The 21,171-nt window shown below is 34.8% G+C and carries 24 protein-coding genes and 5 pseudogenes; 13 read left to right on the top strand and 16 right to left on the bottom strand.

The genetic code is table 11. The features are described 5' to 3' along the window. Both FTU75_RS17515 and FTU75_RS17510 read left to right on the top strand, forming a co-directional pair. Window positions 1-167 (top strand): annotated as a pseudogene (locus tag FTU75_RS17515) (IS6 family transposase); the annotation flags it as partial. A gap of 45 nt (window positions 168-212) precedes the next feature. Continuing rightward, window positions 213-1,496: pseudogene (locus FTU75_RS17510) on the top strand (type I restriction endonuclease subunit R); the annotation flags it as partial. A gap of 85 nt (window positions 1,497-1,581) precedes the next feature. On the opposite strand, the gene FTU75_RS17505 reads toward FTU75_RS17510, so the two are convergent. Beyond that, window positions 1,582-1,806: an XRE family transcriptional regulator gene (locus FTU75_RS17505; RefSeq protein WP_180041982.1), complete on the bottom strand. Its 225-nt coding sequence runs from the start codon at window positions 1,804-1,806 to the stop codon at window positions 1,582-1,584. A gap of 152 nt (window positions 1,807-1,958) precedes the next feature. Here FTU75_RS17505 and FTU75_RS17500 point away from each other — a divergent pair, with 152 nt between their 5' ends. After that, window positions 1,959-2,201, top strand: coding sequence for a hypothetical protein (locus tag FTU75_RS17500; RefSeq protein WP_180041984.1), 243 nt, complete (start codon window positions 1,959-1,961; stop codon window positions 2,199-2,201). A 167-nt stretch (window positions 2,202-2,368) separates the two neighbouring features. On the opposite strand, the gene FTU75_RS17495 is transcribed toward FTU75_RS17500, so the two are convergent. Together FTU75_RS17495 and FTU75_RS17490 are read right to left on the bottom strand one after the other, a co-directional pair. Beyond that, window positions 2,369-2,605 carry a hypothetical protein gene (locus FTU75_RS17495; RefSeq protein WP_180038290.1) on the bottom strand — a complete coding sequence of 79 codons (237 nt, stop codon included), beginning with the start codon at window positions 2,603-2,605 and terminating at the stop codon, window positions 2,369-2,371. Beyond that, window positions 2,602-3,231: an AAA family ATPase gene (locus FTU75_RS17490; RefSeq protein WP_180041986.1), complete on the bottom strand. Its 630-nt coding sequence runs from the start codon at window positions 3,229-3,231 to the stop codon at window positions 2,602-2,604. Before FTU75_RS17490 ends, FTU75_RS17495 begins: the two co-directional genes overlap by 4 nt. A 451-nt stretch (window positions 3,232-3,682) precedes the next feature. Here FTU75_RS17490 and repM point away from each other — a divergent pair, with 451 nt between their 5' ends. Both repM and FTU75_RS18720 read left to right on the top strand, forming a co-directional pair. Next, window positions 3,683-4,597 carry a replication initiation protein RepM gene (repM, locus tag FTU75_RS17485; protein WP_180116561.1) on the top strand — a complete coding sequence of 305 codons (915 nt, stop codon included), beginning with the start codon at window positions 3,683-3,685 and terminating at the stop codon, window positions 4,595-4,597. Window positions 4,598-5,109: 512 nt separating this feature from the next. Continuing rightward, window positions 5,110-5,625, top strand: a pseudogene (locus tag FTU75_RS18720) (tetratricopeptide repeat protein). Between the two features lie 433 nt (window positions 5,626-6,058). On the opposite strand, the gene FTU75_RS17470 reads toward FTU75_RS18720, so the two are convergent. Continuing rightward, window positions 6,059-6,430: a hypothetical protein gene (locus tag FTU75_RS17470; RefSeq protein WP_180041992.1), complete on the bottom strand. Its 372-nt coding sequence runs from the start codon at window positions 6,428-6,430 to the stop codon at window positions 6,059-6,061. On the opposite strand from FTU75_RS17470, the gene FTU75_RS17465 reads away from it, so the two are divergent. From FTU75_RS17465 to FTU75_RS17455, 3 genes are all read left to right on the top strand, one after another. Further along, window positions 6,397-7,029, top strand: coding sequence for a hypothetical protein (locus tag FTU75_RS17465; protein ID WP_180041993.1), 633 nt, complete (start codon window positions 6,397-6,399; stop codon window positions 7,027-7,029). The two genes, FTU75_RS17470 and FTU75_RS17465, sit on opposite strands and share 34 nt — an antisense overlap. Further along, a complete protein-coding gene (locus FTU75_RS17460) occupies window positions 7,026-9,875 on the top strand; it encodes a relaxase/mobilization nuclease domain-containing protein (protein WP_180041995.1) in 2,850 nt (949 codons plus the stop codon). Before FTU75_RS17465 ends, FTU75_RS17460 begins: the two co-directional genes overlap by 4 nt. A gap of 651 nt (window positions 9,876-10,526) precedes the next feature. Then, window positions 10,527-10,826, top strand: a complete 300-nt coding sequence (locus FTU75_RS17455; protein ID WP_180041980.1) for a hypothetical protein — start codon at window positions 10,527-10,529, stop codon at window positions 10,824-10,826. 39 nt (window positions 10,827-10,865) lie between these two features. On the opposite strand, the gene FTU75_RS17450 is transcribed toward FTU75_RS17455, so the two are convergent. Next, window positions 10,866-11,393 (bottom strand): hypothetical protein, encoded by a 528-nt coding sequence (locus FTU75_RS17450; RefSeq protein ID WP_180038296.1) that lies wholly within the window; start codon window positions 11,391-11,393, stop codon window positions 10,866-10,868. 3 nt (window positions 11,394-11,396) lie between these two features. Continuing rightward, window positions 11,397-11,705, bottom strand: a pseudogene (locus FTU75_RS17445) (helix-turn-helix domain-containing protein); the annotation flags it as partial. Window positions 11,706-11,741: 36 nt separating this feature from the next. Here FTU75_RS17445 and FTU75_RS17440 point away from each other — a divergent pair. Continuing rightward, window positions 11,742-12,044, top strand: coding sequence for a helix-turn-helix domain-containing protein (locus FTU75_RS17440; RefSeq protein ID WP_180041997.1), 303 nt, complete (start codon window positions 11,742-11,744; stop codon window positions 12,042-12,044). 196 nt (window positions 12,045-12,240) lie between these two features. Here the strand turns inward: FTU75_RS17440 and FTU75_RS17435 are convergent, their stop codons facing one another. From FTU75_RS17435 to FTU75_RS17405, 7 genes and pseudogenes are all read right to left on the bottom strand, one after another. Next, window positions 12,241-12,405 carry a hypothetical protein gene (locus FTU75_RS17435; protein ID WP_180041999.1) on the bottom strand — a complete coding sequence of 55 codons (165 nt, stop codon included), beginning with the start codon at window positions 12,403-12,405 and terminating at the stop codon, window positions 12,241-12,243. Then, a complete protein-coding gene (locus FTU75_RS17430; protein ID WP_180042001.1) occupies window positions 12,389-13,018 on the bottom strand; it encodes a DUF6338 family protein in 630 nt (209 codons plus the stop codon). Before FTU75_RS17430 ends, FTU75_RS17435 begins: the two co-directional genes overlap by 17 nt. Window positions 13,019-13,148: 130 nt before the next feature. Then, on the bottom strand, window positions 13,149-13,559 hold the full coding sequence (locus FTU75_RS17425) for a hypothetical protein (protein ID WP_180042003.1): 411 nt from the start codon (window positions 13,557-13,559) through the stop codon (window positions 13,149-13,151). A gap of 743 nt (window positions 13,560-14,302) precedes the next feature. Next, on the bottom strand, window positions 14,303-15,214 hold the full coding sequence (locus tag FTU75_RS17420; protein ID WP_180081386.1) for a hypothetical protein: 912 nt from the start codon (window positions 15,212-15,214) through the stop codon (window positions 14,303-14,305). 327 nt (window positions 15,215-15,541) lie between these two features. Continuing rightward, window positions 15,542-15,751: pseudogene (locus FTU75_RS17415) on the bottom strand (IS3 family transposase); the annotation flags it as partial. Window positions 15,752-15,897: 146 nt separating this feature from the next. Next, the gene (locus tag FTU75_RS17410) at window positions 15,898-16,179 is read right to left on the bottom strand and encodes an addiction module antidote protein (protein WP_000985610.1); all 282 of its coding nucleotides are present in this window, start codon (window positions 16,177-16,179) and stop codon (window positions 15,898-15,900) included. Further along, window positions 16,180-16,482 (bottom strand): type II toxin-antitoxin system RelE/ParE family toxin, encoded by a 303-nt coding sequence (locus FTU75_RS17405; protein WP_154320144.1) that lies wholly within the window; start codon window positions 16,480-16,482, stop codon window positions 16,180-16,182. 249 nt (window positions 16,483-16,731) lie between these two features. Here FTU75_RS17405 and FTU75_RS17400 point away from each other — a divergent pair, with 249 nt between their 5' ends. After that, the gene (locus FTU75_RS17400) at window positions 16,732-16,941 is read left to right on the top strand and encodes a hypothetical protein (RefSeq protein ID WP_004976362.1); all 210 of its coding nucleotides are present in this window, start codon (window positions 16,732-16,734) and stop codon (window positions 16,939-16,941) included. Window positions 16,942-17,190: 249 nt separating this feature from the next. Then, on the top strand, window positions 17,191-18,645 hold the full coding sequence (locus tag FTU75_RS17395; protein WP_026438532.1) for a SulP family inorganic anion transporter: 1,455 nt from the start codon (window positions 17,191-17,193) through the stop codon (window positions 18,643-18,645). Between the two features lie 110 nt (window positions 18,646-18,755). On the opposite strand, the gene FTU75_RS17390 is transcribed toward FTU75_RS17395, so the two are convergent. Further along, window positions 18,756-19,046, bottom strand: coding sequence for an addiction module antidote protein (locus tag FTU75_RS17390; RefSeq protein ID WP_004969304.1), 291 nt, complete (start codon window positions 19,044-19,046; stop codon window positions 18,756-18,758). Between the two features lies 1 nt (window position 19,047). Beyond that, complete coding sequence (locus FTU75_RS17385; protein ID WP_004647749.1) at window positions 19,048-19,344, bottom strand: type II toxin-antitoxin system RelE/ParE family toxin; 297 nt, start codon at window positions 19,342-19,344, stop codon at window positions 19,048-19,050. Between the two features lie 216 nt (window positions 19,345-19,560). Between FTU75_RS17385 and FTU75_RS18545 the strand changes: the two genes are divergently transcribed. Further along, window positions 19,561-19,686 (top strand): hypothetical protein, encoded by a 126-nt coding sequence (locus FTU75_RS18545; RefSeq protein ID WP_004969301.1) that lies wholly within the window; start codon window positions 19,561-19,563, stop codon window positions 19,684-19,686. A gap of 93 nt (window positions 19,687-19,779) precedes the next feature. On the opposite strand, the gene FTU75_RS17380 is transcribed toward FTU75_RS18545, so the two are convergent. Beyond that, a complete protein-coding gene (locus FTU75_RS17380; RefSeq protein ID WP_180116560.1) occupies window positions 19,780-20,460 on the bottom strand; it encodes a hypothetical protein in 681 nt (226 codons plus the stop codon). A 49-nt stretch (window positions 20,461-20,509) separates the two neighbouring features. Between FTU75_RS17380 and FTU75_RS17375 the strand changes: the two genes are divergently transcribed. Next, the coding region (locus FTU75_RS17375) for an IS6-like element IS1006 family transposase (protein WP_048880968.1) at window positions 20,510-21,171 on the top strand (662 nt) is incomplete at its 3' end.

Genomic DNA, 21,171 nt, shown 5'->3' with positions numbered 1-21,171 from the left:
AGCGGATCATCAGGGCCACATTAGGATTCAAATCTATGAAGACGGCTTATGCCACAATTAAAGGTATTGAAGTCATGCGTGCACTACGTAAAGGACAAGCATCGTCATTTTATTATGGTCAGCCTCAGGGTGAAGTGTGTCTAATCAACAGGGTTTTCGGTCTCTAAGTACTTTTTAAAGGGAACATCATCGACTCAAATCTCTATTTGCAACAGTGCCGAATTTATACCCCATTGACCATTGCCACAATTTTTTCCTTTGCAGCCAATGAAGAACTCAAGGTCGAAGATCACAGTGGTTTAATTGAAGAAGAGTCTGCAGATATCCCGACCAAAATCAGTCAGTCCAATCGAGACAAGCTTGATCAATACATTGCTGAATACAATGCCAAATTTGGTCAGAACTACAACTCAGGCGATGAGTTCTATGCTTACTATCGTGACATTGCCAATCGAGTACGCAAAAAAGAAATTGATATCCTGCTTGTGGTGAATATGTTCCTAACTGGTTTTGACTCAAAACCACTCAACACCCTGTATGTCGATAAGAACCTTAAATATCACGGTCTAATCCAAGCCTTTTCACGTACCAACCGTATTCTGAATGCAGACAAACCATTCGGTAATATCCTGTGCTTTCGTAACTTAAAGCAAGCTACAGACCAAGCCCTCACCTTATTTTCAAACAAGGATGAAGCACAAAAAATTGTCCTAATCCCAAGTTTCGATAGCATTAAAGAAAAGTACAATGCTGCGGTTGCCCACTTACTCAGTATTGCCCCAGATCCGGACCAAGTACCCAATACGCTAGAAACTGAAGAACAACAATTGGAATACGTCAAAGCCTTCCGTGAGGTAATGCGGATCAATGCACAATTGGAAAACTTTGTAGAGTATGACCAAGATAGTACCGATTTAAACAAAGCAGAATTTCAGAAACATACCTCACAGTACAAATATCTGTACAACAACGTCCGTGTGGTCCAACCTAAAGACAAAGTATCGGTCCTCAATGACGTCAATTTCCAACTTGAACTGATCCACCGCGATACCGTAAATGTCGGTTATATCCTGAATTTACTGCAATCGGTGGTTAATCATAAAGATCCTGAAAAGAAGCAGCAGTATCGTTCCCAGGTACAAGATATCATCTCGACCAATCACAACTTGTACGACAAACAAGAGCTGATTCAAAAGTTTCTAGATGAAAACATTCCACGGATGGCCAATGGTCAAAGTGTTGAAGAGGCCTTTGCTCAGTTTTGGGATGTAGAAAAAGAGAAGGCTCTGGATGAACTATGTCAAAAAGAAGCCATCAAGCCTGAGATATTTAAAACGGTGCTCAGCCAATATGAATACACTAAACGTCTACCTAGCCGTGAAGATGTCAAAGACTTACCGATTAATCGTCCTAAGATCTCAGAACGGAAGACCCTGATGAATACCTTAGTTATCAAAACTCGAAACTTTATTGAAAAGTTCTATCTAGGTTTATAAACATCCCAGAATCAAAAAATGCCTGAAGTTCAGGCATTTTTTACATCATTATTCATCGCTTAAAAATAATTAAAAAACGAGAGTTTTAATCTTCTGAATACGATTTAATTTTTTCAAAAATTGGATAGAAATCCAATCCCTCATCTTTCATCGTAGAAATCAGCGCAACAATTACAGCAATATGTGTAGGCACGACACCTTGTTTACTATAGTTCGTAATTGAATTAGGTTTCATGTCCAATAATTCAGCAAATTCTTTAATAGAAAGCCCTGCTTTACCGATAAGACGTTGAAATTCAGTATATGGCATTGGAGTAAATTTATAGAAATGGTGTTTTGAAATTATAGCATAGGGTTATATTTACATAAAAACACATAAAATTATGTGGCAAACACATAAAATTATGTGTTATAAATAGCTTATCAACTAATCTATTTACCATCTATATAGGAGAAATCATTATGTATTCATACCCTAATGCAAATACTGAAAAGAAAATTGCACTGATGATCATCAATGACTTTTTCATTCAAAAAGCAAATGAACTTTGGATTTTTTTACAACTCGATCAGTGTTTTAACGATTATGAAGCAACACTGATTTGGACTCGACGGTATCTAGAGGAACATCCTGAAGGTGAATACAGCGATATTCAAAAGGCATTCCTTTCTTGCTTCCCAGACAATTTCTTTAACTTCGACTAGTAATTTAAGGATAGTCTTTTCTGTTTTGTAGCACTTTAAATCAGAATATAGGTCATACGAGAGAAAAAATTACATATAAAAAGCCCTTAATGATGAAGGGCTTTTTTACATCTAAAACGAATACAAATTAAAACCAAAATAGAATTAATTTAGTTTCAAATTAGTTTCTATTCTTCACTAAGTTTCTTCAAAGCAAAGCGGATAATTCCATTATGCGTTTGGCCATACTTTTCGGCCAATTCAACCAACAATTGATACTCATGTTCATTCATAGGAATTGTGTGTGTCTTGAATTTCCTAGGGGCTTTAGGATCTAGCTTTGTCACCTTTTGCTCATCTGCACCATTGATGAAAGAATCCATGTCAGGAGAGTTTGGTTTACTGATTTCTCTCTTCTTGATCATGCTAATAACTCCTTCATGAACGCCTCAAATTCGTCAACTGCTTTTGGGTTATTGGATTCAACTACACCTTTCCCTTCTGCTGCTACATCGCGATAAACCTTTCTGTCATGGATTACTGCAGATAAGGCCGTGAACGCAGGAAAATCTGCTAAATACTCATTTGCTTGTTGTACTTCTGATACAGATGGATTCGTAGGAGCTAAGGTGAGTAACCCAAATGGTTTGAGTTCTTCATTAAATGACTGTGCCTGATCTATGACTTCAGAAAGATGAGGTAAGGTATCCAGGTCAAATTGTGAAGGTCTAAATGGCACTACAAGATAATGAGCTGCCAACATTGCTGTTCTAAGCTCTTTACTGTCATGTCCTGCTACATCTACAACAACATAGTCATAACGGCTATTTAAGTCTTTCAGTGTGTTCTTGATGTCTCCATATCGTTGCACACAATGTACCTTAGGGAGATTTGTTTCATCTCTGTCCTTAACCCAGTTAGCTGAACTCTGTTGAGGATCTGCATCAACTAAAACAATGTCTTTGTTATGTTTAGCAAGATAAGTTGCTATATTGATGGCTATTGTGGATTTCCCACATCCACCTTTTTGGCTTCCAATTAAGATGATCATTTTACTTGTAATTTGTAACTAATTTGAATCTAATATAGTTATATTTTAGATTGATGTAAAGAATAGGTAAAAAATTAATAAATTCTTATTTAGTATAAGTCTACGTTTTCCCACCTATATGGAAATCGTTCTTTCATTTATCTTCATAACTGTAAATGGATACTCGTAAAACAAAAAATACTCTTAATTTTTAAACAATAACCGTTTTTATTTTTAAATACTTTTAATAATTTTATTTTTAAGACCTCTGCAAGCCTTATATAGCAAGCATTTCAGAGGTAATAAGTCTACGTTTTCCCACCTTTAAGTCTACGTTTTCCCACCTTTAAGTCTACGTTTTCCCACCTTTAAGTCTACGTTTTCCCACCTTTAAGTCTACGTTTTCCCACCTTGTGTCTACATGTGTAATTGATGTATCCTAATGCTATAATTAAAGGAAAAGATCCCAATAGTGAAAAATGATCTAGTCGTGAAGGATAACGCATTAATCAATGCTAGCTATAATCTGGATACAACAGAACAGAGACTGATTTTATTGGCAATTGTTCAAGCAAGAGAGTTAAGCAAGAATGTGGATGCGAATAGTCTTCTAGAGGTCCATGCTCATCATTACATGAAGCAATTCAATGTTGATAAGCACGCAGCCTATGAGGGGCTTAAAAACGCTGCTAGCAATCTCTTTGAGCGCAAATTCAGTTATAAGGGAATCCATGAGGGAACCCAGCAGGAAAAGATCGTCAAATCACGTTGGGTATCCAAAATAGCCTATGTTGATTCTGCAGGTATCGTAGAACTCACTTTTGCGCCTGATGTCATTCCATTAATTACGCAGCTTGAGAAGTCATTCACTGCTTATGAACTTAAGCAAATTAGCTCTCTTACAAGTAAGTATGCGATTCGCCTTTATGAGTTACTGATTCAATGGCGTAGTGTGGGAAAGACACCTATATTTGATATTGATGACTTTCGCTTCAAGCTTGGGTTAGCTAAGGGTGATTATGCGAAGATGGCAAACTTTAAGGTTCGAGTACTCGATATAGCATTAAACCAAATCAATGAGCTCACAGATATCACAGCTTCTTATGAACAACACAAAGTAGGGCGTACGATCAGTGGTTTCACATTTACATTCACTGCTAAGCACCAACCTAAGGAAGTTACCCATACGAAGCCTAAGAAGCTCTCAGATAAGCAAATTCAATTCTTTGCCAATAAGCTAGCTCACTATGATCCATTTGCTAGTCAGAAAGCTGCAGTAGGTGAGAGTTATGCTGATCTTGAGAAAAGACTTCTGCTTGAACTACAAGATGAGAAGTTCATTCAAAAGTACAATGAGGTATTTAAGGAACTTGGTTTAGAGGTATAAATACAACTAAAATACATCTAATTTAAAATCAATATAATTTTATTTTAGTTGTTATTTAGTGGTAGAAATTAGACAGAGGCTGCAAGTCCTTTTGCCAAGTGCTCTGCTTACTCAAGTACAGTTTCTGTAGCCAGTAATGCCATATCATGTGGATAGTCATAATGCTTAAGCAAATGAATGGCGGACGCCTAATATTTCAATTTTACAGTTGAAACTGCCTTATTTTTTTATTGCAGATACACTGGTGTATATCACCCAAGTGGATGCTTTTGTCATTACCGCAAAAATCCACTACCTGGTACAATTTTTGGTGGGTGTTTTCCGATTAATATTTTGGTTGTTTGAGATAATATTGTTCGTGATTTACGCTCTTTGGATTTGATTAATAAATCAATTGTTATAATTGCTTTAACATTAATATTTAGTTCGGCTCATGCTAATTCTAAGATAGAAAATACTATGCGCTTAGCTGCTCAAGGGAATGCGGAAGCTCAGTACGAAATTGGGGTGCGATACGGTATGGTAGACTTTTACATCAAGACTATCTCAAATCATTTGAATGGTTATCTAAAGCTACAAATCAAGGTTATACGGATGCCCAAAATGCTCTAGGTGGGATTTATGCAAATGGTCATGGTTGTGATAAAGATTACGTCAAAGCGAATTACTAGTATCTAAAAGCTTCTAATGGTGGTAAATCTAGCAGTTCATATAATCTTGGTTTGAGCTATAAAAATGGTTGGGGTGTAAAACAAGATTATGCAAAGGCTTATGAATTATTTAATAAATCTGTTGAGCAGGGTCGAGGTGAAGAGGGAGCCGGTGCGCTTGTAAATCTAGCCTATATGTATATGTCAGGCACGGTAGTCGAGAAAAATTATAATAAAGCCTTTGAACTTTTAAGCAAAGCAGTCAAGATGGAAAAATCCGAAACTAATTCGACTGAGGCGCAAGCGGTCGCTCATTATAATTTAGGAGTTCTCTATGAGCGGTGTTTAGGTATGCCTCAAGATTATTCAAAAGTCTAAGAGCATTTTTTACATACAGCTAAGAATGGGAATATAGCAGCACACAAGCAATTAAGTTCTTATAATTCCAATGGTCAGCGTATCACTCAAGAGTACACCAATAGTAAATGACGCTCGAATATTGAATCACGAGGCTTTATGCCCCATTACATAAAAAAGCCCTCAAATTGGGGGCTTTTTTATAAATTAGTTCCAGTGGATGTTACCGTTTTCCTCAAACCGGCAGTTAGCCAATAAGTATTGCGTAATCACTTCGGTTGAAAGCATGTGATCGTAATAGTTGGTATAGATATTCAATAGCCCACGATTCAATTCTTCTAGGAATGCTTTGGTTGCTGTTTCATACGGTTCAGTCGTGACGGAACTCTTTACCTAAGCGGTCATGCTCAAGATCATCGATATAGCCATCGCTCAAGATAAAGGTGTAACCGATTTATTTACTCTTCTTTAAAAATTCTTTTAAATTGTCAGCAGTAATACCGCTGAAATTATTTTCTTGGAGAAAGGTCAGAACATCATCTATTGTTGCACCCAATTTGAAAAGATGAAGTAAAGTTTGCTTATGTTGAGTCAGCAGTTGATTCCGAGTTTTCGTCTTTTCCTTCATTTTTTCTATATGAAGCAGCAAAATACTCTCAAATTTCTTAGAGTCATTTTCACTATATATTTTTTCATTCTTCTCAACATATTTTGAAGAGCGAACAACAGATGTTTTTGCGATTTCAGGAGATGGCGTGGGCGAAAAACCAGGAGATTTATGATTTGAATCCTGTGTCTCAAGCTCTAAAAGATTCTGATTTTGCATTAGATTTTTCCTACAAAAATAAATATACAACCTCATTATTTGCAACATTCATTTTTATGAGTATGGCAAAAAGCAACTCTTTTTGGATTTTAAAATCTCTCAAAAAAGGTACTTTTTGCGATAAGAAAAAAACTAAAAAAATCGCATTATTTTTATCATATTTAGCCAATATCATGACTGCTAAAAAGGTACAGGATGGGACAAAAGATATCTTTTGTCCAAATACAAATCTCGAGCTCGCGATGCTCGGTCTCAATTTGCTTACAATAGAAAAAATGAATAGAAAAGATGCTTTTAAAAAACAGATGTTGATTCATCTGACTGAAGATGAATTTAAGCAAATTCAAGATGCCTGTAAGCAGACATCTTTGACGCAGTTTGACTACTTACGACATAAACTGTTGAGTACTTCGACCATCGGATTTATAGCACCAAATGACATTCATAATGTTCGCTTGCTCGGATTTATGCTCATAAAAATATTTAAAGAATTGGATGATTTAGAACAAGTTAAGTATGAGGTCGAACAGATTAAACAGGTGGTGCAAGAAGTAAAAATGCTCGTTCGTAAACTAAATGATGAGTTTGAAAAACGATGATTATTAAAGTTATAGAAAATACGACTGGAACATCTTCAGTAGAACAACGTGTGAATGGTCTGTCTGATTATATTCATGATCCCAAACCCTCACGCACTGATCTTTTATCAGATTACATTCATCAACTTCATCCAAGTGTTGATTTGAGTTCGATCGAGAAATGTGTTTATTCAAACGCTAGAAATTTTTTAGATGATGATCCGCAACAGCAAAAGCTGGAAATGTCACAAACTGCAAGTTTGAACAGCAAAGTGATTGACCCAATTGTTCATCTTACCGGCAGCTTTAAAAAATTTGAGGTCCCAACTATCGAACAATTAGAAGAACAAATCGACATTATCTCAAAACATCTGAAGGCAAAGGATCTGCAAATGCAGTACGCGGTGCATTTGGATACAGATAATGTGCATTTTCATTTGATCATCAATAAAGTGCATCCATTTTTAAAAAATAAGAATGGTGAAAATAAAGTAATCGATCTAGGAGAGGGCTGGCTCTATAAATCATTACAGCGTGCTGTCGCTGAAATTGAAGCAAAACAAGGCTGGGAGCCTGAACCAAATTCGATGTATATCTATGATCTCGAATCGAAAAAATGCAATGAAAATCCAAATTACATCGCTCAACCGAATGCTGAAAAAGTAAGTAGTAGAATTCGAGATCAAGAACATCGGCATCAAAAAAAAAGTGACATCACGGCAGGAATCATCCATGGCCAACAAAACATACAGCAAGTTAATAGTGTTATTCAGCATGTATTAAATAGTTCAGATTGTTGGCGAACATGGCATGAAAAACTTGCTTCACAGGGAATTTATTACGAAAAAAAGCGCAATGGTGCTATTTTCAATGTTAAGTTTGGGCAATATCATGAGCAAACGTTTAAAGCATCTTTATTTTGTAATAAAGCCACGACCGTAAAAAATTTAGAAAAAAAATGGGGGGACTTTGAACAGAATATGATGCCTGTTTCCAATGCAATTTTCAGAAAAAAATCAGCTACATCTACACAGTATAAGTTCAATGATCAACATCCTTACCATCTTTTTGAGCGACAAGATTTTTTAGTTCAAGATTTACATGAACAATATCTTAAGCTTAAAAATAAAAAAGATTCGATTACTGCATTACGTAAATCTACCTACAAAGAGATTCATTTTGAAAATGAAATTTATCAAAATAATAAAAATCATTGGTTAAAATCATTTAAAAAAACGTATCCAAATCAATCTACGCAGAGCATTTTTACACTTCTGCATTATCAAAATCAGGCAGAACAAACTCAACTTAGAAAATTACAGAGAGAGAATTTTAGCCAATCTCATGAAAAATTAAGTCAAAAAGTCTTGCAAGATACACAAGCTAAATTCTCATTGCTTCCAAAATTTAGTTCTTCAAAAATTACCTCTTATGCCGATTTTTTAAAATATATATCGCCTCTGCATCATCTATCGATACAGCAACAGTTTTTATTGGATCAACGACAATCTCGAAACTTTATTCGACAAGATAATCCAAAAATTAAAACCGCGAAGATCATTTATGACCATCATCAGCCCAACGAGCCCATCGCGATTCAAAATCAGTATGGAATTTTGGTATTCAGTAATTATTCTGTTCCACGCCTTTATCAATGCATACAACATCTCGACTCAAATGCGAAAGCCACTCCAACTGGTCTACCAGAATTTAAAAAGTTATATGCAGTCGCTGTACAATCATTTGAAAATGACGAGAAACTTGTTGATATAAATGAAAAAAGAGTATTGCCGAGTCTTAAGAAATTGTCGCAATCTGGATTGGAAGCATGTTTTAACTTAATTTTTAAAAAATTTATATCAGAGAGTCAGAATCAAAGTACCGCACTTGTGAAAACAAGTATGCTTTTAAATTGTTGTGATATAGATTTGATGAAACTGCAACTCACGTTAAAAAATTGTGTAGATAGCAATATTATTTCAGGCTTCAACGAAAAAAGTCAGAAGATACTGATACAAAGAGTGAATAACTTAATACAAACTCAGTCGACTGAGCTAAATAAACAATATTTTAATTCAAAAGAGATCGAATACTGTTGGAAACTATATTTAAACCTAGAATCAGTACTAGATGCATCTGTAGGCCAACAGCCTCCGAAGATGAGACCCATTTATTCTTCTCCTGGATCTGATCTGAGATTAATCCCAAAAAATGAAACAAATAAAAACTATCAGCGTTCTGAAAGCTTATCTGAACTAGATTATTTACAGATTCAACAGTATTTTGAGTATCGTCAAAATAGTAATTTAAAGAAGAAAAAAGAAAATAAGTTGTCAAATACACTAGATTCTCAAGATCCGAAAATCACAGAAGATCAAAACAAGAAACAGAAATATTTTTCTCATAATAAATATGCAATTGAATACAAATTTGGGCAAAAGTTTTATATAGATCAGCGAAAAGTTGCTTTTTTTGAAAGAGATAATTCACCAGAAATTATAGTCGTGAGTGAACAAAAAAAGCATATTGAGGATGCACTCTTACTTGCTCTAGATAAATTCGGGTCAGTTCTAGTATCAGGAACAGATGATTTTAAAAGGCAAGTTCAAGAGATTGCACAATTAACAAAAATAGAAATCACATTTGATATTGCGCCAGCGAAAGAAAAAAATCATGTTAAGGAGGAAGAATTTGCCAATAAAAACGTTGAAATAGTGAATGAGTCTTTAGAGCCAATATTTGCAAATCAGATACCAAAAAACAAAAATAATAATGAATTTAATATTAATAAAAATAAAGATTTAGATTGTATTGAGGATCGTGGTCCCTCAGAGAAAATAAATGATTCTCCAGAGTTTTGCTTATAGTTTGATTAAAAAAAATGAATGAATTTTGGTGTATAAAGTTTATGTATTACGTGAATATTACGTTATAAATATATCTACCTACGGTAACAACTGACTCTCAATTAGATGATTATGTTTGTTGTTTAGTCGCAAGGAAGAGACGTCACTCTTAATTAAAAGACATGAATCTAGAGCTTTTTTTTCATGTAATTTTTATTTAAGGGTGCATAATGTCTGAATCAACAATATATAGTTACTTTCTTAATGATATTTTAGATGAAATTACATACAGTTCATCGGATATTATTTCTATATCTGTTAAAAAAAATTATTTTGAAAGCTTGGACGAGTATTGCAATCGTGTTAGTTCAATTCGATTTTTTACATATAAATATAAAAGTGATAAATACTATAAGGTGATCAATGGTTTAATTAGTAGCTATTCAATAGGAAATAAAGAAAATTTGATTAATTTTAGATGTGATTTAGACAATTTAATAAGTAAATCAGATCTAATAACGAAGAAGTTATATCTTAGAAAAATTTTTTTACAAAAAAATAGATAATTGCCAAAAAAAATGCTAATCATAGTCAAAAAGAACTAAATTTTATTCGATTAAGGTGATGTAAAATTTTACCAAGATTACTTTCATCATCTGGGACTATAAAATTATGGAAACTATTGATAATACTAGTAATTCACTGAAAAAGTATCCTTTTAGTGAAGCAGAATTGCTTGAAAATATAGATGAATATAATGCACATGCAGATGAAATTGCTATAGTTATAGAAAGCGAGTGTGTTGAGTCGTCTTTCATATTTCGGCCTGACAGTACAAATGAACAAAACCGTACAACTACAGACTTACAAGAAAATGTACAGCCTGAAACTATCAATAAAATAGAAAACAATAATTCCTCTCCATCTCTAATCAATCGCTTTGAAAGAGGAATTAAAGCTTTCTTTAAGTAATATTAATGTTTCACTAAGGTACAGTGTGCTCATGCACTTTTAGAACTTATATAAACTAATATCTATTAGTGTTTTTTTAACAAAATCAAAGCTAAACTTATAGTTTTTATAATATGAATCAGGTTTATCTAAATTATTATTTAAGCCATTCAAAATATCATTTTTAAGTTCGCTTGGACTCGTACTCGTACTATTTTCTACTAATCTTGAAATATATGAGTTCAGTTTATTTACTGATCTCCGATAAGATTCGAGATTTTTATTATCAACATTCTCCTCTAAAAACAATATTTTATTATTTATATCAATGATTAAGTTTTCTATTTTATTAAAGGCATTTATTAGTCCTTTGTCTGTTACCTCATAATTTATAAGGTAATCTATATGCTTATGAAATTCACAAACCTCATAAAAAAGAGTTTTAGCTTCATTGGCTATAACTTCTTTTCCTTTTTGATCATGCCATTGGTTATACAAGTAAACAGCAACTATAATTGGTGAAGCAATGGTTGCTACTGCACCTGTGAAGCCTGCTATTGCTCCCCAATCCCAACTACAAACGTCCATCTATTACCCTTTTAAAACTCTATAAACAGTAGCTACGCCACAATTAACAGCTTTTGCTATTTCCTCTTTTGTTAGTCCTTTATTGGCTAACTCTTTGATTCTAATATATTTAGCAGTATCAGCTTTCTTACCTGTTGGCTTATATCCTGATCTTTCTAAACCTTGTTTAATACGTTCCCTACGCTTGTCATTGTCTAAGCGAGCCATAGTAGCCAACAAATCTATAAGCATGTTGTTTACAAGGTTCAGGATAGAGCTTGTAATGGCATCGTTTGGGCTAACAAGCATGTGTGTAGTTGGCAGATCAGCAATATGAACTTCATCTATCGACCCTAGGAGATCAATCTAATGGCTAAAACCTTACAAGAATTATTGGCTAATCGCTCTCCAGAGAGCCAAGCACGTATTCAACAAATGGCTGAAGAATTGCTATTAGAAAATCAGCTTTACTTGATTCGTGAAGAATTAGAGATTTCTCAAAAAGAATTAGCTGAAACCCTTGGAATCAAGCAACCATCTCTTTCAGCTATTGAAAACCGTGGTCATGATTTAAAAATTTCAACGATGAAAAAGTATGTTGAAGCAATGGGTGGAAAACTTCGTATTGATGTAGAACTTCCAACAGGAAAACATATTGGATTCAACGTCTAATAAAAGAGTAGCTTAAGCTACTCTTTTAAATTGATTCAATTACTACTCATTTAGTTCTAGGCGGTGGTTTAATATTATTAACAGTATCGTTATTTTTGGGTGGAGTATAACCAAACTTCCCATTATCATCTGATTTAGATGGCTGAACCTGTGGCGTATAACCTTTTTCGATATTAGTTTTCTGATTCATAAAACTTTATTTCTTCCTTGGTGGTGGTGCGTAGGTTGTTTCTGGTCCTGAACGTGTCGTATAACCATTTTTAGGTAACTTATCAGGTTTCTGTGAAACTGTTGTTAGCTTTGATGGGGTATATCCATCATTAACAATAACTTTCTTTCCAGTATTATTCTCTTGCGTCATTTGGTTCACCTGTTTCTTGCTTAAGCTCTTGTAATGTAAAAAATTCTATAGTTTTAATATCTTTAGATAATATCATTATTCCGGAAGAATCATTAACTTTTCGAATAAATCCTTCTTCATCTACAAGCCATTGTTCTGAAATAAAAATTTGAGGTTCTTCAGGGTAACTAGAAGAAAAGGATCCTGCTCCATATTTTCCACCTAATATTGTTCCATCTTTTAATGTCACTATAAGCCAATAAAAGTTTCTTTGGCTAAATACGTAATCCCATGGGGAATTTGTGGGATGAGGTAAAAAATTATTTACCCACTCTATTTTTCTTATGAATAGCCAAGCGACTGGTATGACAGCTGGAAAAATTAATATTAAACTTGTTATAAATAAAACATGTTTCCACGTAATAATTGAAAAATCTTGAAGGGTTGCCGATATTAGATAAATAGGTAAATGTATAGCGTACGATAAACAGCTATACATAATTGAGCTAAACATCTGAGTTGAAAAATCTGGTAATTTTCCTGGGCACAATAAATTATAGACTTTCAGACTAATAAAGCCTGGCATGATGAAAAAGATAAATATCCAGATACTATCTAGGTTTGGAATACTCAATTCAAATCAACCGAATATGTTTAATATTATTAGAAGACTCAAAGCATACAATTAAAGTTGTCCCTGATACATAGGATTTTCATTTAACATAAAATCTCTTATGCGAAGTCCATTTGAAAATTATCAAAGATTAATGATTTTTTGATATTTTTTTCACTTTAATGTAGGCACAGATGCAGAGTAAAACTCCTGAGAACACCCAAACATAAGCACCTATTAGAACTGGTTGGCTGTTTTTGCCATCTATCACTAAAATAGTGACAAGACCATAGCTCATCATTGCTAAAGTTATACAGCTCCAACGAAATGACTTGGGATCATTTTCATTTAATAAAAAATATGTAAAAACGAGTGATAAATTTGCCCAAATTGGAAAAACTAAAATAATGGGGGCGATTAAAAATTGTAAAAAAAACGAATATACAAAAAGTTCATAACCTTTCATGCCATCGAATACAGGAAGAAGCCATGAAATAATCAGAATTAAAACGGCCATTAATGAAAAAAAATCGACAATCTTTTCTTTAAAAAAAAATTTCATTATGAATACTTTATAAGTAATTAATCGCAGTTTACTTCAAATGTCTTACTGGTATATAGAGCATAAAAAAGCCCGACATCCTGTCGGGCTTTTTCGTATTGGTTCGCTTGGCATAACTCCTGTCGTGCCGCCGATCCTTGTGCGATTATTTATTTTTATTCTGCGGAACGTCCTGTTCTCTTATGACTTCATAATATTAAAGACCAGCTTGGATGAACATCAGCAAAATCCCTAAATTAATGTGCGCTCAGGCGTACAAAATTGGTTGATTTTTATCCCAAGAGTTGTCCGCAGAAATTGGGGATAATTTAACGATTCGCTGTATTGATAATTCAGAGAAAAACGACATTTTGATTAAAAATTAATCAAAAATATTGGCAATAAGTATCAAAATTGCTCAAAAAGAAACCGACTTGTTTCAAAGTCGGTTTTTTGCGGTTTTTGAGGTCGGTCAAAAATTTTTAACTATATGAAAAACATAGGATTTTTAAAAAGCATTTCGTATAACCTCCATTATGTTAAATGGAATGTAATTTGAGGGAAAATAAAATATGTTTAGTGCCTTTTATATGAATCTCTCTTATTCATTTTATATGCAAGTTACACTCATTAGGCATTCAAAAGCCAATTTGAACGCTTATCTGCCAAGCTAAAGCTTAATTAAGCTATTTAGGGTGATGGTCTACTATTGAAAAAAAAATGATAGACCATGAAAAAGAACTGATGGTTGGATTTACTAAATATTACCTAGGGCGGGGTTTATACGTTGTTTCTTGTCGAACAAATTTTGCATAAGGCCGGCAATTAGCGTCAACATACCTCTTTACTGATTCATCATCCTGAAAGCGTACATAGGCTCTAACTAAATTTCTATGGTTCCATAACTTATCCCAAAATAGGTAAGTTGGCATTGATGGTATAATTTCATCTTGAATAACTAAAGAACTATATTGAAAGGCACGGTCTTTATTTGATGATGCTAAAAGATATTTCTCAATTTCATTAAATCCAAATACTTCATAAGCTGATCTTTCCATTTCATTAATGTAAACACCCACATTTGGTTTAATTTCTAATCGACCAACAAATTCAGAACAAGTATAAATAACAAAACTACGATGTATTTCATCAATATTTGGAACTGTAGGACGCATAAATTCTACAAACGATTTATCGTGTAGGATACGGTCTGTTTCTTTGAATGAAGCATTAATTTGAGCCTTATATTCTTCATGTTGCCTCTTTGCGTATTTTGTTCTTTCCTCTCTTAGTTGCTGCAAATATTGTTTTCTTAGTTCTTCATTTCTAATCCTATTAGAATGAAATTTATGTCTGTGAGCTAGTTTAAACTGCTCATCAATATGATCAAAATATGGTTTATATTTTAATTCTAGATCGGTTGCGGGTTTTTGTCTTCTAACCGTATCGCTAACATGCTTATAAAATGCTTCTGCTTTTTCTTGACCTCCCTCTTGTTCAAATACGGCTTTTCTAGCTGCCTCTGGATCAGTTGATTCTGATATAGAACTTGCTGCAATCCCAATAACTTCCTCTGCATCTTTTTTAGTGCCATCAGTAATTAAAATCATTGGTACATCAGCTATAGCTGCATTGCTTAAAAGCATTAAAGCGGCAAGGTAAAAATATTTAAGCATTGGGTGATTTTCTTTAATTTATATGTTAGGTTATTGAATAATAATATGTTTAATTTATCAATACTATTATTGAAAGTTAATAATTTTAAACGCTGTGGAATATAAAAAGGGATCAATACTCACCCATAGAACAGTACCAGATTTATCGAAGGCTTTTTATTTAAGTTAGGTGACCTAACCTAACAGCTTAATATGATCATAGTACATTGCCCCAAAATCAAAAGGTGAAACATAACCTAGTGCACAATGTACACGTTCGTTATTTAAAGAATACGATTGGTATGGCGAATGGAAAGATACTGTACGCCTCTATCACTATAGTGAATCACGTTCTTGGTCTGAAAGCGGCTGTACTTTGATTAGATTCTGTTGATTTAAATGCTTCTGATGCCAGGAACGTAGTGTTTCAGGCGTACAGCCAATCTTAGGAGCAATTGCTGTTATTGCAGCCCAAGTAGACGGATAATCCTTTTCGGATTCAATCAATAATTGAACCGCTCTATCTCTGATTTCAGGGGTATATTTGGTTTTTTTCATCGGAACATTCTCTCAGGAAAGTTGGTCTCCGACAAACCTGGTATAGTTCATTAAGATTTTAAGAATTTATAAAATTAACATAATACACGTTATACGAAGTTGAAATGAAAAATGGAGCTTAAAGCTCCCTTTTTTACTAGTTTTTTTTAAATTGCTAAGCGTAAATTCAGTGCTTTTACGACTTTAATAACAGTATCAAAGCTTGGATTTACATCGCCAGAAAGTGCTTTATAAAGACTTTCTCGACCTAAACCAGTGTCTCTTGATAATTGAGCCATTCCTTTAGCTTTAGCAATATTACCTAAAGCTTTTGCAATGAATGCCGCATCACCATTAGATTCATCGATACAGGCTTGTAGGTAAGCTTGCATATCTTCTTCTGTTTTAAGATGTTCAGCACTGTCCCATTTGCGAAGTTTGATAGCCATTTACAGCTCCTCCTCTAAATCTTGTGCTAATTGTAGGGCAAGTTTTATATCTTTACTTTGCGTAGACTTGTCTCCGCCTGCTAAAAGAATAACGACCCTTTGCCCTTGCTTACAGTAATAGATCCTGTAGCCAGGTCCAAAGAAGAAACGTAATTCAGAAACACCTTCACCTACTGGTTCAGTATCTCCAAAGTTTCCATCTTCAACCCGATCAATTCGGACTTGTATACGTCTTTTTGCCTGCAGGTCTTTTAACTTAGTAAACCAGTCATCAAAGACTTCAGTGGTATATATTGAGTACATAAGAGTAATGTATCCTATAGGATACATTTATGCAAGAAATAAACTTGAATGTATGGGGCTACAACAGAATTTCGTATAACCACCATTATGTTAAATAGATAGCAGTTGGGAGATTATTTATTCTTTCAATAGACAAAAACTTGCGGAATTTTTCTTAATTTGTAATCCTTGCGGCCAAGGGTGTCTAGCGTAGCTAAGACAGGTATTCGTTATAGTCGGGCCGCTATAATACGGATGACGAGTGCCTGTATGTTTAACCTAAATATCTTTAACAAGATCTCTAGCGAAGTATTGACCATCAAAAATGATCTTGAGCTGAATTCTGAAAATCAACTGATAACTAAGTATAAGACTTCTACTTCTGAAGATTATAAACAGGCTATTGTTTTGATTTTTAAAGAACGTGGCTATACACGTTTGGAAATAGGTCAATTACTTGGGGAGCCAAAAGCTTCATAAAATACCGATTAAACAAAGCTTGGATATAACATCCAGGCTTTATAAAAAAGTACCTAGCTGTTACCCTTGTCCTGATTTTTTTACTCTAAAACGTTCTTTCATCTTATGACACTTACGCCACCTTAAGTTTATTTATCGTCTTAAATCTGTAAATAACTCATCACTGTCTAGTGATGTGGTGTAGTCGTTTGTGTGTTGTATATATCACATCACTAGCCTATCTGAAAAATTAAAAAACAGGCTATGTTTATGTTATCTAATGTCCGAGAACAGTGGTTCTCTAACATCCGTGGGGATGTACTTGCCGGATTAGTCGTCGGTCTTGCACTCATCCCTGAAGCCATCGCATTTTCAATTATTGCAGGTGTAGATCCTAAAGTTGGTCTATACGCATCCTTCTGTATTGCCGTCGTGATTTCTTTCGTAGGTGGTCGTCCTGCCATGATTTCAGCAGCCACTGGTGCAATGGCGCTGCTTATGGTCACATTGGTCAAAGAGCATGGGCTTGAATATCTGCTGGCAGCAACAATTTTGACAGGCGTGATTCAAATATTGGCAGGCTATTTAAAGCTCGCCAAGTTAATGCGGTTTGTATCTAAATCTGTGGTTATTGGATTCGTAAATGCGTTAGCGATCTTAATTTTCATGGCTCAATTGCCTGAACTGATTAATGTGACCTGGCATGTATATGCTTTTGTTGCTTTAGGTTTAGCAATTATTTATCTATTCCCTCTGGTTCCCAAATTAGGAAAATTACTCCCTTCTCCACTAGTCTGCATCATTGCAATCACATTATTGGCAATCGCTTTAGGAATTGATGTACGGACCGTGGGCGATATGGGGTCTTTACCTGACACACTTCCAATGTTCTTGATTCCAGATATTCCTTTGAATATTGAAACATTGATGATTATTTTGCCTTATTCAGTCGCACTGGCGGCTGTAGGTTTACTTGAATCGATGATGACAGCAACTATCGTGGATGAAATGACTGATACGCCAAGTGATAAATATCAGGAATGTAAGGGACAAGGGATTGCGAATATTGCTTCTGGCTTTATGGGTGGCATGGCCGGTTGTGCAATGATTGGTCAATCTATGATTAACGTAAAATCAGGTGGCCTTACACGCTTATCAACATTCTCTGCGGGCATTTTTCTTCTTATTCTGGTTGTATTTATCAGCGACTGGCTCAAAGTGATTCCAATGGCTGCATTGGTAGCGGTAATGATAATGGTCTCTATCAGTACCTTTGAATGGAGTTCTGTCACTCAGTTAAAAGATAATCCTAAGAGTAGTAATATCGTCATGATTGCGACGGTGATTGTAGTTGTTGCTACGCATAACCTGGCTTTGGGTGTGTTAACAGGCGTATTACTTTCAGCCTTGTTCCTGGCGAATAAACTTGAAAATGATATCCAGGTGACAGCATCTTTTGAAGGAATGGCCCGTTTATATGAGTTGAGAGGTCAGATCTTCTTTAGTTCTTCTGAAAAATTCATGCAAGGTTTTGACTTTAAAGAGGATGTAAAGGAGGTGATTATTGATTTGACCCATTCTCACATTTGGGATGTAACATCAGTCGCCATGCTTGATTCTGTTGTAAATAAATTTCAAAAGAATGGTGCGAATGTCACAGTACGTGGTCTAAATGAAGCCAGTTCGATCATGATTGATAAGTATGGGACACATGCCAGAATTTAAGTTTTAAAAATTCTATATTTATATAGAATTTCTAAAATTAACATAATACACCTTATACGAATCTAAAAATGGGAGCCTTTAGCTCCCATTTTTACTATATTTTTAAAGTTTTAAGCGTGTTGTACTGTGAGTTTTAAGCCTAAAGCATTTACTACACGATTAATCGTATCAAAACGTGGTGCTGAATCCTGACGTAGGGCTTTGTAGAGTGCTTCACGCCCAATCCCTGCTTCTTTAGCGATTTGAGTCATGCCACGAGCTTTAGCAATAACACCAAGTGCATGGGCTAATTCAGCTGGATCATTTTCTTCAAGAACCATATTGAGATACATCACAATGTCTTCTTCAGTTTTGAGCGACTCAGCCATATCAAAACTTGGTAAATCAGCGACTTTAACCATTTTAATCCTCCAATGTTTTCGATAGTTTGACTGCCCGATCGATGTCTTGTTGTTGAGTTGATTTATCTCCACCACCAAGCATTACAATCACAACGTCACCATGTTGGATGTAATACATCCTCCATCCAGAACCGAAGAATTCTCTCATTTCCCAAACGCCATCTTGGAGAGGTTTAATGTCTCCCCAGTTTCCACGTTGAACCTTATCTAATCGACGATTCAGGCGGATACGGGTCATATTGTCTTTAATGCCATCCAACCATTCATCAAATTCTGGAAGACGTTTAATTTCAATCATGAGGATTCCTTATCTTCTCACTATATTGTATTCGATCGAATACAATATGCAAGTAATTTATACGAACATCCATTAATTTCGTATAACACCATTATGTTAAATACATAATTTTTTTGGTTAAAATTTAAACTTTTTTACTGTTTTTCAGGCAAGATGCATATTTTTTTGAAGCCATACTTTCCTTGTCAGATGTTCAAACATTTTAAGGAGAAAGCAATGACACAAACAGCGAATGATCAACGTGCTACAGTAAAAAATCCTAATAATATTCAACATGCGCAGAATCAGGACAACCGTAGCCGACAATTGAATCCTAATCATAAACCTACGAAATCTAAATAAGGATGAAAACTATGAGCACAGCAGGTTGGCCTAGTACTACTGGAAATCCATCAGGTGGTGGCCGAGACAATAATCCACCTCGTAAATAAAAATTTATTTATCTTGTAATATCAATTCAGAAGGCCAAAGATATTGGCCTTCTGAAGGATATTTCTTCAGGAAGGCTCCCCATATCACGATAAAATCTTCTGATGTAGCTAACGTAGAAACGCTGGCTGTTTTTTGAAAATGTTTATAATAAAAGTCTTGCCAAAAATATATTAACCATAGGCCAGCTATGGCATTAATACTTTCAAACCACTTATCTTCTGGAAGTTCATTTTTCAGGAATAAATAATTCTCTTCTGAGACTTGTTCATAAATTTCATCATTTTTAAACTCACCATAAGGTAGACCTAGGAACTCATAGACTTCATTCAAGTAGCATAGTCTTCTGTTTTCTCTAACTTTTTTAATTAGTTGTATAAATTCTTTAATTTGTTCATCTTCGAGAGAAGGATCTAACCATTGCTCAAAACCATTAGTTGGAGGAATAGTCTTCAGAATCTCGACTTTATGTCCTTTTGTTGCTTCAAACTTTGCATTTATCTTTAAGATAAATAAAAGAAAATCTGTAAAAGTTTTTGATGGGAAGTATGGTCGTTTATTTTTAAACTTAAACTTTAATGCTTGGTTTAGTGAGATTGATTGGAATCCCCACTTCTTAGAAATTAAATGATCTAAGTGAATTAAAATTAGCAGTATATTGACGCCAGAATTTCGGCACTGTTGCAAATAACCACGAATGGTAAGCTGAAGACTGTTTTAGCTAAAGGTGCAGCATATGAATCCTTTCCATGGTCGGCATTTTCAGGGCGAAATCATTCTTTGGGCTGTGCGCTGGTATTGTAAATATGGCATTAGCTATCGTGAACTGCAGGAAATGCTGGCCGAACGGGGTGTGAATGTTGATCACACGACTATTTACCGTTGGGTTCAACGTTATGCTCCTGAAATAGAAAAACGTTTACGCTGGTATTGGCGTAATCCTACAGATCTGAGCTCGTGGCATATTGATGAAACCTATGTAAAAGTGAATGGACGATGGTCTTATCTGTATCGTGCAGTCGATCAACGTGGCGATACCATTGATTTTTATCTTTCTTCTAGACGTAATACCAAATCAGCATATTGTTTTCTTGGAAAAATTTTAAATAATGTGAAGAAGTGGCAAATTCCACAAGTGATCAACACGGATAAAGCACCCACATATGGACGTGCTTTATCACGGTTAAAACGGGAAGGTAAATGTCCACCAGACCTTGAGCACAGGCAGATTAAGTATAAAAATAACGTGATTGAATGTGATCATGGCAAGCTAAAGCGGATCATCAGGGCCACATTAGGATTCAAATCTATGAAGACGGCTTATGCCACAATTAAAGGTATTGAAGTCATGCGTGCACTACGTAAAGGACAAGCATCGTCATTTTATTATGGTCAGCC

Origin of the sequence: Acinetobacter sp. YH12140 (genome assembly GCF_013418475.1) — a bacterium.
GTDB lineage: Bacteria > Pseudomonadota > Gammaproteobacteria > Pseudomonadales > Moraxellaceae > Acinetobacter > Acinetobacter amyesii.
Note: the sequence above shows the minus strand (reverse complement) of the source record. Positions and strands in the feature narration are given on the sequence as shown.